This window comes from Streptomyces sp. NPDC002845, from assembly GCF_053591955.1.
Genome location: NZ_JBSFUU010000033.1, coordinates 77,045 through 90,009, shown reverse-complemented (window position 1 = coordinate 90,009; position 12,965 = coordinate 77,045). Strand labels below are relative to the sequence as shown.

10 protein-coding genes are annotated in these 12,965 nt (G+C 68.8%); 2 read left to right on the top strand and 8 right to left on the bottom strand.

Annotated features, from left to right (window positions below; translation table 11 throughout):
* Window positions 1-94: 94 nt before the first annotated feature.
* Window positions 95-1,309 (top strand): fumarylacetoacetase, encoded by a 1,215-nt coding sequence (gene fahA, locus ACWD3C_RS24395; protein ID WP_451147239.1) that lies wholly within the window; start codon window positions 95-97, stop codon window positions 1,307-1,309.
* Between the two features lie 364 nt (window positions 1,310-1,673).
* On the opposite strand, the gene recQ is transcribed toward fahA, so the two are convergent.
* Window positions 1,674-3,671 (bottom strand): DNA helicase RecQ, encoded by a 1,998-nt coding sequence (gene recQ, locus ACWD3C_RS24390; RefSeq protein WP_451147296.1) that lies wholly within the window; start codon window positions 3,669-3,671, stop codon window positions 1,674-1,676.
* A gap of 366 nt (window positions 3,672-4,037) precedes the next feature.
* Between recQ and ACWD3C_RS24385 the strand changes: the two genes are divergently transcribed.
* On the top strand, window positions 4,038-4,607 hold the full coding sequence (locus ACWD3C_RS24385) for a hypothetical protein (RefSeq protein WP_451147237.1): 570 nt from the start codon (window positions 4,038-4,040) through the stop codon (window positions 4,605-4,607).
* Between the two features lie 105 nt (window positions 4,608-4,712).
* Here ACWD3C_RS24385 and nuoN read toward each other — a convergent pair whose 3' ends face one another.
* Genes nuoN through nuoH form a run of 7 tightly spaced genes read right to left on the bottom strand, consistent with a single transcriptional unit; the run spans window position 4,713 to window position 12,964 of the window.
* A complete protein-coding gene (gene nuoN, locus ACWD3C_RS24380) occupies window positions 4,713-6,362 on the bottom strand; it encodes an NADH-quinone oxidoreductase subunit NuoN (RefSeq protein WP_451147235.1) in 1,650 nt (549 codons plus the stop codon).
* The gene (locus tag ACWD3C_RS24375; RefSeq protein ID WP_451147233.1) at window positions 6,359-7,930 is read right to left on the bottom strand and encodes an NADH-quinone oxidoreductase subunit M; all 1,572 of its coding nucleotides are present in this window, start codon (window positions 7,928-7,930) and stop codon (window positions 6,359-6,361) included. The genes nuoN and ACWD3C_RS24375 overlap by 4 nt, the downstream gene beginning before the upstream one ends.
* 5 nt (window positions 7,931-7,935) lie before the next feature.
* Window positions 7,936-9,882 carry an NADH-quinone oxidoreductase subunit L gene (nuoL, locus tag ACWD3C_RS24370; protein WP_451147231.1) on the bottom strand — a complete coding sequence of 649 codons (1,947 nt, stop codon included), beginning with the start codon at window positions 9,880-9,882 and terminating at the stop codon, window positions 7,936-7,938.
* Window positions 9,883-9,896: 14 nt separating this feature from the next.
* Window positions 9,897-10,196 (bottom strand): NADH-quinone oxidoreductase subunit NuoK, encoded by a 300-nt coding sequence (gene nuoK, locus ACWD3C_RS24365; RefSeq protein ID WP_451147229.1) that lies wholly within the window; start codon window positions 10,194-10,196, stop codon window positions 9,897-9,899.
* On the bottom strand, window positions 10,193-11,011 hold the full coding sequence (locus tag ACWD3C_RS24360) for an NADH-quinone oxidoreductase subunit J (RefSeq protein ID WP_451147227.1): 819 nt from the start codon (window positions 11,009-11,011) through the stop codon (window positions 10,193-10,195). Before ACWD3C_RS24360 ends, nuoK begins: the two co-directional genes overlap by 4 nt.
* On the bottom strand, window positions 11,008-11,610 hold the full coding sequence (gene nuoI / locus ACWD3C_RS24355) for an NADH-quinone oxidoreductase subunit NuoI (protein WP_451147225.1): 603 nt from the start codon (window positions 11,608-11,610) through the stop codon (window positions 11,008-11,010). The genes ACWD3C_RS24360 and nuoI overlap by 4 nt, the downstream gene beginning before the upstream one ends.
* Entirely contained in the window at window positions 11,603-12,964 is a 1,362-nt protein-coding gene (gene nuoH / locus ACWD3C_RS24350) for an NADH-quinone oxidoreductase subunit NuoH (RefSeq protein WP_451147277.1), read from the bottom strand. Before nuoH ends, nuoI begins: the two co-directional genes overlap by 8 nt.
* Window position 12,965 lies beyond the last annotated feature (1 nt).

Below are 12,965 nucleotides of genomic sequence, written 5' to 3'. Positions count from 1 at the left end.
GCGTCGCGCAGCGGGTGGATCACGTCACTCCCCCGTAACGTGTGCCGCAACCACGACGGCCAACGGACAGCACGGAAAGCGAGGCAGCCACCCGATGCCCCCCTTCGACGTCCCCGAGGGCGACTCCTTCGGCCCGCACAACCTCCCGTACGGCATCTTCTCGTTGCCCGGCTCCACGGACCGCACCGTCGGCGTCCGCCTGGGCGACCACGTACTCGACGCGGGCGCGGCAGCCCACACCCTTGGCTCCCCCTACGCAGCCCTCCTCGCCCGGCCGACCCTGAACCCCCTGCTGTCCGCGGGCCGCACCACCTGGTCGGACGTCCGCCGAGCCCTCACCGCCTGGGTGACGATCCCGTCCCACCAGCAAGCGATCGCCTCCCACCTCCACCCCCTCTCCTCGGTCACCCTCCACCTCCCCTTCGAGGTGGCGGACTACGTCGACTTCTACTCCTCCGAGCACCACGCCCGGAACGTCGGCCAGATCTTCCGCCCCGACGCCACCGACTCCCTCACCCCCAACTGGAAGCACCTGCCGATCGGTTACCACGGCAGATCCGGCACCGTCGTCGTCTCCGGCACCGAGGTGACCCGCCCCTCCGGCCAACGCAAAGCCCCCACGGACCCCGCCCCGGTCTTCGGCCCCTCCGTCCGCCTGGACATCGAAGCGGAGGTCGGCTTCGTAGTCGGCGCCCCCACTGCCATGGGTACATCCGTCCCCCTCAGCGCCTTCCGCGACCACGTCTTCGGCCTCTGCCTCCTCAACGACTGGTCCGCCCGGGACATCCAGGCCTGGGAGTACGTCCCCCTGGGCCCCTTCCTGGGCAAGTCCTTCGCCACTTCCCTGTCAGCCTGGATCACCCCGCTCGACGCCCTGGACGAGGCCCGCGTCCCCCCGCCGCCCCGCTCCCACCCCCTCCTCCCCTACCTCGACGACTCCTCCGAGGACCCCACCGCCTACGACCTCCGCATCACCGTCGCCATCAACGGCCACGTCGTCTCCGAGCCCCCCTTCTCCACCATGTACTGGACGGCCGCCCAGCAACTCGCCCACCTGACCGTCAACGGCGCCTCCCTCCGCACCGGAGACCTCTACGGCTCAGGCACGGTCAGCGGCCCCTCGGCCGACCAACGAGGCTCCCTCCTCGAACTGACCTGGAACGGCCGCGACCCCCTCGACCTCCCCAACGGCAAGCGCACCTTCCTGGAAGACGGCGACGAGGTCACCTTCACGGCCTGGGCCCCGGGCCCGAACAACACCAAGGTCGGCCTGGGCGAGGTGAGCGGAAGGATCACCCCAGCCGCCTGAGCGCACCGCCCCACGGCGGGACAGCCGACGCACGGCAGGAAAGCGCGCCGCGCACCCCACCCCCCCCGGTGGCCGCGTACGGCGGGAAGGGGGTGTGTCGGGGGGTGTCCGCCCGCAGCGGATGTCGCGACAACCAAAGCTGCCTACACACCCAACCCAAGTCGCATCGGACCGAGGACGGAGACCCCCGGCGCCCCCGCCCCCCCGGACGAACCCCAGGCGCCACCCACCCGGCGGCAGCCGCCCACGCCCTCGACCCCAACGAACCGCACGCGCCCCACCCACCCGGCGGCAGCCGCGCCACGCCACGCCCCGCCCTCACAAACCGCAGGCGCCGACCACCAGCGGGAACGCACCCCCGCCCCTAAGCCCAATCGTCATGCTCAGGCTCCGGCTCCACATCCGGCCAGTCGAAGTCCTGCCCCTCCTCACCCGCACCCACCGACGCCACACCCCCGCCAGCAGCACCCCCAGAAGCCTCAGCAGCTCCCCCACCAGGCCCATCACCAGACCCCCCACCCAACGAGGCAAGCACCCCAAGCACCCCCTCCCCATACGTCGCCAACTTCTTCTCCCCCACCCCGCTGATCCCACCCAGCTGCCCCACCGACGTAGGCCACACCGTCGCGATCTCCCGAAGCGTCGCGTCATGGAAGATGACGTACGCCGGAACCCCCTGCTCCCGAGCCCGCTCGGCCCGCCAAGCCCGCAGCGCCTCGAACGCCGGCACCAACTCCGGCGCCAACTCGGCCGCAGCGGCAGCCTTCGGCTTACGTTCAGCCCGAACCTGCGCAACCCGCGGAGCGACCGGCTCCTTGCGCAACGGAACCTCCCGCTCCCGCCGCAACACCGCCCCACTGCCCTCGGTCAGCACGAGCGTCCCGTACTCCCCCTCCACCGCCAGCAACCCCTGCGCCAGCAGCTGCCGCACAACCCCCCGCCACTCCCCCTCACTCAGTTCCTCCCCGATCCCAAAAACAGACAACTGATCGTGATCGAACTGGATCACCCGGGCCGTCCGCCGCCCGAGCAGAATGTCCACGATCTGCACGGCCCCGAACTTCTGCCCCCGCTCCCGCTGCAACCGCACCACAGCCGACAGCACCTTCTGCGCGGCCACCGTCCCGTCCCACGTCTCCGGCGGGGTCAGACACGTATCGCAGTTCCCGCACCCCCCGACCTGCGGCTCCTGCCCGAAGTACGCGAGCAGCTGCCCCCGCCGGCACTGAGCCGTCTCGCACAGCGCCAGCATCGCGTCGAGATGCATCGCCGCCCGCCGCCGGAACGCCTCGTCGCCCTCCCCGCCCTGGATCAGCTTCCGCTGCTGTATGACGTCGTTCAGCCCGTACGCCATCCACGCGGTGGACGGCAGCCCGTCACGCCCCGCACGCCCGGTCTCCTGGTAGTACCCCTCCACCGACTTGGGCAGATCCAGATGCGCGACGAACCGTACGTCCGGCTTGTCGATGCCCATCCCGAAGGCGATGGTCGCCGTGACGACCAGCCCCTCCTCCCGCAGGAACCGCGCCTGGTGCGCGGCACGCGTCCCCGCGTCCAGCCCCGCGTGGTACGGCACGGCCTCGATGCCGTTCCGGCTCAGGAACTCCGCGGTCTTCTCCACCGAGTTCCGCGAGAGGCAGTACACGATCCCCGCGTCACCCTCGTGCTCCTGCTTCAGGAACGCCAGCAACTGCTTCTTCGGGTCGGCCTTGGGCACGATCCGGTACTGGATATTGGGCCGGTCGAAGCTGGCCTCGAAGTGCCGGGCCGTCCCCATGCCCAGCCGCTCGGTGATCTCCCGATGGGTCGCCCGCGTGGCCGTCGCGGTCAGCGCGATCCGCGGCACGTCGGGCCACCGCTCCCCCAGCAGGGACAGCGCGAGATAGTCGGGCCGGAAGTCGTGCCCCCACTGGGCCACACAGTGCGCTTCGTCGATCGCGAAGACGGACAGCTTCCCCCGGGCGAGCAGATCCAGCGTCGAGTCCAGCCGCAGCCGCTCCGGCGCGAGATAGAGCAGGTCCAGCTCACCGGCCAGGAACTCCGCCTCCACCACCCGCCGCTCGTCGAAGTCCTGCGTGGAGTTCATGAACCCGGCACGCACGCCCAGCGCCCGCAGCGCGTCCACCTGGTCCTGCATCAACGCGATGAGAGGCGAGACAACCACCCCGGTTCCCGGCCGGACCAGAGCCGGAATCTGATAGCAGAGCGACTTGCCCCCGCCCGTCGGCATGAGCACCACGGCGTCCCCGCCCGCCACCACATGCTCGATGACCGCTTCCTGCTCGCCCCGAAAGGCCTCGTACCCGAAGACCCGATGCAGTACGGCCAGCGCCTCACTCACTCCTGACCGCCCCATACCCATACCCGCGGCCGACCCTGCGGCCGACCCCACAGCTGACTGCACCGCCGCGCCGTCCACCGCCGCACCCTCTGCCGCCATCACACCCGTCCCGCCCATCCCGGTCATCTCCGATCCCCCGTACATCGTGCTCGTCTCTCTCCCAGCCCTTGCCACGATAGGGGTCCGGACCGACAGCCTCAGAGTTATCCACAGGCTGCCCGAAGCCCACCACCCCCTCCTTGACCCACCGCACCCCCTCAGCCCAATGGCCCGCCCCGCCTGGCACCCCTGTCCCCCGCGGGCCAAGCTGCTCACGCGGGACGGGGGAGGCCCGCCACCCCCACGAACGGGCGCCCCGGTGCCCCTCTCTCAAGGAGCCCCGCAAGCATGTCCCCCCTCAGCCCCACCCAGGCCAAACGCGCCGCCAAGGCCGCCTGCACCCTCGCCCTGACCACCGCGTTCTCGCTCACCGCGGCGCCCGCACACGCCGACCCGACCCCGGTCAACCCCGCCCCCTCCGCGTGGAAGGACATCGCGAAGACGTACGCCGCGACGGGCAAGTACCAGTACGAGCCGTTCGCGATCGAGGACGGCTTCGTCCCCGACGAGGTCTGTGTCTTCGAGGAGGGCGAGGGCGGCATGGGTTACCACTACATCAACCCGCAGAACATCAATTCGACCGATCCCGCCAGGCCGGCGGCCCTGCTCTACGAGGACGGCAAGGACGGACAACGCAGGCTCGTCGGAGTCGAGTGGTTGGTGGTGGACGAGGACCAGGACCCGAACACCCACAACGCGGTCTGGCCGTCGATCTTCGGTGTGAACATGGAGGGACCGATGCCGGGTCACACCGACGACATGCCGGTCCACTACGACCTGCACGCCTACCTCTACAAGAAGAACCCCAAGGGCCTCTTCGCCACCTTCAACCCCAAGGTGACCTGCCCGGACAGCTGAGGTCCGGCACCCACCGAACAGGCGAGGCCCGGCACATACGACAGGACCCGGCCCCCTCTGAGAGGGCCGGGTCCCGGCACGGACGCACAAGGCGAGCGGAGCACGTCAGCGGACGAAGACCCCCGCCTGCCCCGCCAGATCCAGGAAGTACTGCGGCGCCACACCGAGCCCCAGCGTGACCGCCACGCCCACCCCGATCGCCGTCATGGTCAACGGCGACGGCACGGCGACCGTCGGCCCCTCGGGGCGCGGCTCGCTGAAGAACATGAGCACGATCACGCGGATGTAGAAGAACGCGGCGATGGCCGAGGAGATGACACCGATGACCACGATCTCCCCGGCACCCCCCTCGGCCGCGGCCTTGAACACGGCGAACTTCCCGGCGAACCCGGAGGTCAGCGGAATACCGGCGAACGCCAGCAGGAAGACCGCGAACACGGCCGCCACCATGGGAGACCGCCGCCCGAGCCCGGCCCACTTCGACAGATGCGTGGCCTCGCCACCCGCGTCCCGCACCAGAGTGACGACGGCGAACGCCCCGATCGTCACGAACGAGTACGCGCCCAGATAGAACAGCACCGACGAGACACCGTCCGGCGAGGCCGCGATGACACCCGCGAGGATGAACCCCGCGTGCGCGATCGACGAGTACGCCAGCAACCGCTTGATGTCGGTCTGAGTGATCGCCACGATCGCGCCGCCCAGCATGGTGACGATCGCGACTGCCCACATCACCGGCCGCCAGTCCCACCGCAGCCCCGGCAGGACGACATACAGCAGACGCAGCAGCGCACCGAACGCCGCCACCTTCGTCGCCGCCGCCATGAAGCCCGTGACCGGAGTCGGCGCACCCTGGTACACATCCGGTGTCCACATGTGGAACGGCACCGCGCCCACCTTGAACAGCAGCCCCATGACCAGCATCGCCGCGCCGACGAGCAGCAGCGCGTCGTTGCCCATGGTGTCCGCGAGGGCCGGAGTCACGTTCTGGACGGTCCCGTCGACGACCTGCGCGATCGTCGCGTACGACACGGAGCCCGCGTACCCGTACAGCAGGGCGATGCCGAAGAGCGAGAACGCGGAGGCGAAGGCTCCCAGCAGGAAGTACTTGACCGCGGCTTCCTGTGACATGAGCCGCTTGCGGCGGGCCACGGCGCACAGCAGATACAACGGCAGGGAGAAGACTTCCAAGGCGATGAACAGCGTCAGCAGATCATTCGCCGACGGGAAGATCAGCATGCCCGCGATCGCGAACAGCAGTAGCGGGAACACCTCCGTCGTGGCGAACCCGGCCTTCACCGCGGCCTTCTCGCCGTCGCTGCCGGGCACGGACGCGGCCTCCGCGGCGAACGAGTCGACCCGGTTGCCGTGCGCCACCGGGTCCAGCCGCCGTTCGGCGAAGGTGAACACGCCGAGCAGGCCGGCCAGGAGAATCGTGCCCTGCAGGAACAGGGCCGGTCCGTCGACGGCGATCGCGCCCATGGCCGCGATGCCCGCCTTCGTGGTGCCGTACCCGCCGACCGCGAGCGCGATGACCGCGGCGAAGGCGGCGGCGAGCGCGACGACGGACACGAAGACCTGGACGTAGTAACGGGACTTGCGTGGTACGACCGCCTCGATCAGCACACCGACGACCGCTGCCCCGATGACGATGAGGGTGGGCGACAGCTGCCCGTATTCGATCTTCGGCGCGTCGATCCTGCTGATCGGATCGGCCGCCGTTGTCCACAGGCTGTGGACGGCTGATGCGCTCACTTGGCCGCCTCCACCTCGGGCTCGGGGTCCTGCTTCTGTACATCGGACATGGTCTGTTCGACCGCCGGGTTGACGATGTCGGTGACCGGCTTCGGGTAGACGCCCAGGAGGATCAGCAGCGCGATCAGCGGGGCGACGACCACGAGTTCCCGCACCCTGAGGTCGGGCATGGACGCGACCTCGGCCTTCACCGGGCCCGTCATCGTCCTCTGGTAGAGGACGAGGGTGTAGAGCGCGGCCAGGACGATGCCGAGGGTGGCGATGATCCCGATCACCGGGTAACGCGCGAACGTGCCGACCAGGACCAGGAACTCACTCACGAACGGCGCGAGTCCCGGGAGCGACAGGGTCGCCAGACCGCCGATCAGGAACGTGCCGGCGAGCACCGGGGCCACCTTCTGCACACCGCCGTAGTCGGCGATGAGCCGCGAGCCGCGCCGCGAGATCAGGAAGCCGGCCACCAGCATCAGCGCGGCGGTCGAGATCCCGTGGTTGACCATGTAGAGCGTCGCACCCGACTGGCCCTGGCTGGTCATCGCGAAGATGCCCAGGATGATGAACCCGAAGTGCGAGATCGACGCATACGCCACCAGCCGCTTGATGTCCCGCTGGCCGACGGCGAGCAGCGCCCCGTAGATGATGCTGACGAGCGCCAGTACGAGGACGACCGGCGTCGCCCACTTCGAGGCCTCCGGGAACAGCTGGAGGCAGAAGCGCAGCATCGCGAAGGTGCCCACCTTGTCGACCACGGCCGTGATCAGTACGGCGACCGGGGCGGTGGCCTCCCCCATGGCGTTGGGCAGCCAGGTGTGCAGCGGCCACAGGGGCGCCTTCACCGCGAACGCGAAGAAGAACCCGAGGAACAGCCACCGCTCCGTGCTGGTCGCCATGTCCAGCGAGCCGTTGGCCCGGGCCGCGGCGATCTCCGTGAGCGAGAAGTTCCCGGCGACCACGTAGAGGCCGATCACCGCGGCCAGCATGATGAGACCGCCGGCCAGGTTGTAGAGGAGGAACTTCACGGCCGCGTACGACCGTTGCGTGGACGCCGTCTCCTCGCCGTGCTCGTGGGCGCGGTCCCCGAAGCCTCCGATGAGGAAGTACATCGGGATGAGCATGGCTTCGAAGAAGATGTAGAAGAGGAAGATGTCGGTGGCCTCGAAGGAGATGATCACCATCGCCTCGACGGCCAGGATCAGGGCGAAGAAGCCCTGGGTGGGCCGCCACCTCGTGTGCCCGGTCTCCAGCGGGTCGGCGTCGTGCCAGCCCGCGAGGATGATGAACGGGATCAGCAGGGCGGTCAGCGCGATGAGCGCCACCGCGATGCCGTCCACACCCAGCTCGTACCGCACCCCGAAGTCCTTGATCCAGGCGTGGGATTCGGTGAGCTGGTAGCGGTCGCCGCCCGGGTCGAAGCGGACCAGGACGATCGCGGCGAGCACGAGCGTGGCCAGCGAGACGATCAGCGCCAGCCATTTGGCGGCGGTGCGCTTCGCGGCCGGTACGGCGGCCGTGGCGATCGCCCCGAGTGCCGGGAGGGCCGCCGTCGCTGTCAGCAGAGGAAAGGACATCGGTATCAGACCGCCCTCATCAGCAGGGTCGCGGCGATGAGGACCGCCGCACCGCCGAACATCGAGACCGCGTAACTGCGCGCGTAACCGTTCTGCAGCCTGCGCAGCCGACCGGAGAGGCCGCCCATCGTGGCCGCCGTGCCGTTGACGACCCCGTCGACCAGGGTGTGGTCGACGTACACCAGGGAGCGCGTGAGGTGCTCTCCGCCGCGTACGAGGACGACGTGGTTGAAGTCGTCCTGGAGGAGGTCGCGCCGGGCGGCCCGGGTGAGCAGCGACCCGCGCGGGGCGACGACCGGTACGGGACGGCGCCCGTACTGGACGTAGGCCAGGCCGACGCCGATGACCATCACGGCCACCGTGGAGAGCGTGACCGTCAGCGCGCTGACCGGCGGGTGCCCGTGCGCGTGGTCGGTGACGGGCTCCAGCCAGTGGATGAACCGGTCGCCGACGCTGAACAGGCCGCCGGCGAACACCGACCCGAAGGCCAGCAGGATCATGGGGATCGTCATGACCCTGGGCGACTCGTGCGGGTGCGGTTCAGCGTGCTCACCGCGCGTCTCGGCGGCGGGCTCCACGCTCGGCTCGGCCGGGGAGGGAGTGGGCTGGTTTCGCCAGCGCTCCTCTCCGAAGAACGTCATCAGCATCACGCGCGTCATGTAGAACGCCGTGATGGCCGCGCCCAGCAGGGCCACGCCGCCGAGGATCCAGCCCTCGGTGCCGCCCTTGGCGAAGGCCGCCTCGATGATCTTGTCCTTGGAGAAGAAGCCGGACAGGCCCGGGAAGCCGATGATGGCGAGGTAGCCGAGGCCGAAGGTGACGAACGTGACCGGCATGTACTTGCGCAGGCCGCCGTACTTCCGCATGTCGACCTCGTCGTTCATGGCGTGCATGACCGAGCCGGCGCCGAGGAAGAGCCCGGCCTTGAAGAAGCCGTGCGTCACCAGGTGCATGATCGCGAAGACATAGCCGATGGGGCCGAGGCCGGCGGCCAGGATCATGTAGCCGATCTGCGACATCGTCGACCCGGCGAGGGCCTTCTTGATGTCGTCCTTCGCGCAACCGACGATCGCACCGAAGAGCAGCGTGACCGCGCCGACCACCGTGGTGACCAACTGCGCGTCGGGCGCCGCGTTGAAGATCGCCCCGGAGCGGACGATCAGGTACACGCCCGCGGTCACCATGGTCGCCGCGTGGATGAGGGCCGAGACCGGGGTCGGGCCCTCCATCGCGTCCCCGAGCCAGGACTGCAGCGGCACCTGGGCGGACTTGCCGCAGGCGGCGAGCAGCAGCATCAGGCCGATCGCGGTGAGTGTGCCCTCGCCGGTCTCACCGGTGGACTCCAGGACCGGCCCGAAGGCGAAGGTCCCGAAGGTGGTGAACATCAGCATGATGGCGATCGACAGACCCATGTCGCCGACACGGTTGACCAGGAAGGCCTTCTTCGCGGCGGTGGCGGCGCTGGGCTTGTGCTGCCAGAAGCCGATCAGCAGGTACGAGGCGAGGCCGACGCCCTCCCAGCCGACGTACAGCAGCAGGTAGTTGTCGGCGAGGACGAGCAGCAGCATCGCCGCGAGGAACAGGTTCAGATAGCCGAAGAAGCGGCGCCGGCGCTCGTCGTGCTCCATGTACCCGACCGAGTACAGGTGGATGAGCGAGCCGACGCCGGTGATCAGCAGGACGAACGTCATCGACAGCTGGTCGAGCTGGAAGGCGACGTCCGCCTGGAAGCCCTCGACCGGCACCCAGCTGAACAGGTGCTGGCCGATTTCCCGGTGTTCGGCGTCCTTGCCGAGCATGTCGGCGAAGAGGACGACGCCGAGGACGAAGGAGACGGCCGCGAGGGCGGTGCCGATCCAGTGGCCGACGGCGTCCAGGCGCCGTCCGCCGCACAGCAGGACGGCCGCTCCGAGCAGAGGCGCCGCCACCAGCAGCGCAATCAGGTTCTCCACGATTCAGCGACCCCTCAGAGCTTCATCAGGCTGGCGTCGTCGACCGAGGCCGAGTGGCGGGAACGGAACAGCGACACGATGATCGCGAGCCCGACCACGACCTCCGCGGCGGCGACGACCATCGTGAAGAAGGCGATGATCTGGCCGTCGAGGTTGCCGTGCATCCGGGAGAAGGCGACGAGCGTGAGGTTGCAGGCGTTGAGCATCAGCTCGACGCACATGAACACCACGATCGCGTTCCGCCTGATCAGTACGCCGGTGGCGCCGATCGTGAACAGCAGGGCGGCGAGATACAGGTAGTTGACGGGACTCACTTCGACCCCTCCCCGGAGTTCGTCCGCTCCAGGCGGTCCTCGGCGCGCTGCTCCAGGGCCTTGAGGTCGTTCAGCGCCTCGGTGGACACGTCGCGGATCTGGCCGCGCTCCCGCAGCGTCTTGTTGACGGTGAGCTCGGACGGGGTGCCGTCCGGGAGGAGGCCGGCGATGTCCACCGCGTTGTGCCGCGCGTACACCCCGGGCGCCGGCAGCGGCGGCAGGTGCTTTCCGTCCCGTACGCGTTGCTCGGACAGCTCGCGCTGGGTCTTGGCGCGCTCGGTGCGCTCGCGGTGGGTGAGCAGCATGGCGCCGACGGCGGCCGTGATGAGCAGGGCGCCGGTGACCTCGAAGGCGAACACGTACTTCGTGAAGATGAGGGCGGCGAGGCCTTCGACGTTGCCGTTCGCGTTCGCCTGCGCGAGGCCGTTGAACTCCGCGAGCGAGGCGTTGCCGATGCCCGCGGTCAGCAGGATGCCGAAGCCGAGACCGCACAGCAGGGCCAGCCAGCGCTGCCCCTTGATGGTCTCCTTCAGCGAGTCCGCCGCGGTGACGCCGACGAGCATCACCACGAACAGGAACAGCATCATGATCGCGCCGGTATAGACGACGATCTGCACGATGCCGAGGAAGTAGGCGCCATTGGCGAGGTAGAACACCGCCAGAATGATCATGGTCCCGGCGAGGCAGAGCGCGCTGTGCACGGTCTTCTTCATGAAGACGGTACCCAGGGCGCCGATCACGGCGACAGTGCCGAGCACCCAGAACTGGAAGGCCTCGCCTGTGGAGGTGGAGTACGCCGCGAGCTGTGCGCTCATGCCTCCACCCCCTCTTCAAAGGGCATCTCGCCCTTGGAAACGGCGGCTTGGCGCTCCGTGCCGGGCGCGGCCTCGGTGACCAGCCCCCGGTAGTAGTCCTGCTCGTCCATGCCGGGGTAAATCGCGTGGGGTGTGTCGACCATGTCCTCTTCGAGTCCGGCGAGCAGCTGCTCCTTGGTGTAGATGAGGTCGGCGCGGCTGGAGTCGGCCAGCTCGAACTCGTTGGTCATCGTGAGCGCGCGCGTGGGGCACGCCTCGATGCACAGGCCGCACAGGATGCAGCGGGCGTAGTTGATCTGGTAGACGCGGCCGTACCGCTCGCCCGGCGAGTAGCGCTCCTCCTCCGTGTTGTCCGCGCCCTCCACGTAGATGGCGTCGGCGGGGCAGGCCCAGGCGCACAGCTCGCAGCCGACGCACTTCTCCAGGCCGTCCGGATGGCGGTTGAGCTGGTGCCGGCCGTGGAACCGCGGTGCGGTGGTCTTGTGCTGCTCCGGGTACTGCTCGGTCAGCCGCTTCTTGAACATGGCCTTGAAGGTCACGCCGAAGCCGGCGACGGGGTTCTGGAAACCCGGCTTGGTCTCCTTCGGCTCATCAGCCATCGGACGCCTCCCTCCCACTCGAAGATCCGTCACTGTCAGTATCGGGCCCACCACTGACAATCAGCTCCCGCTCGCGCCGTGGCCGCCTGCGCGGCACGGGCGGCAGGGTCTGTCCGGGCAGCGGCGGTACGGGGTATCCACCGGCCGTCGGGTCGAAGGCGGCGGGCTCGGCGGGCTTCTGCTGCTGCGCTTCTCGACGTTCGCGGAACATGTCCGCCACGAAGGAGAGGAGGAGCAGGACGAGGACGCCGCCGCCGATGTACAGCGCGATCTCGGAGAAGTTGTAGTTCTCGTTCCGCATGGCCCGTACGGTCGCGACGAGCATCAGCCAGGCCACGGAGACTGGAATGAGGACCTTCCAGCCGAGCTTCATCAACTGGTCGTAGCGGACGCGCGGGAGCGTGCCGCGCAGCCAGATGAAGAAGAAGACCAGCAGCTGGAGCTTGACGACGAACCAGAGCATCGGCCACCAGCCGTGGTTCGCGCCCTCCCAGAAGGTGCTGATGGGCCAGGGGGCCCGCCAGCCGCCGAGGAACAGCGTCACCGCGATCATCGACACGGTGATCATGTGGATGTACTCGGAGAGCATGAACATCGCGAACTTGATGGAGCTGTACTCGGTGTTGAAGCCGCCGACCAGGTCGCCCTCGGACTCCGGCATGTCGAAGGGGGCCCGGCTGGACTCGCCCACCATCGTCACCATGTAGATGAGGAATGAGACCGGGAGGAGCAGGATGTACCAGCGGTCCTGCTGGGCTTCGACGATCGCCGAGGTCGACATCGACCCGGTGTAGAGGAACACCGAGGCGAAGGCCACGCCCATGGCGATCTCGTACGAGATCATCTGGGCACACGAGCGGATGCCGCCGAGCAGCGGGTACGTCGATCCCGAGGACCAGCCTCCCAGGACGAACCCGTACACACCCACGGAGCCGATGGCCAGGATGTAGAGCATCGCGACCGGCAGGTCGGTGAGCTGCATCGTGGTGCGCTGGCCGAAGATCGAGACCTCGTTGCCGGCCGGGCCGAAGGGGATCACGGCGATCGCCATGAAGGCCGGGATGGCCGCGAGGATCGGTGCGAGGACGTAGACGACCTTGTCCGCGCGCTTGACGATGACGTCTTCCTTGAGCATCAGCTTCACGCCGTCGGCGAGCGACTGGAGCATGCCCCAGGGGCCGTGCCGGTTGGGGCCGATGCGCAACTGCATCCAGGCGACGACCTTGCGCTCCCAGACGATGGAGAAGAGCACGGTCAGCATCAGGAAGGCGAAGCAGAAGACCGCCTTGATGACGACCAGCCACCACGGGTCGCGGCCGAACATGGAGAGGTCTTCAGCGGCGAGGTACTCCATG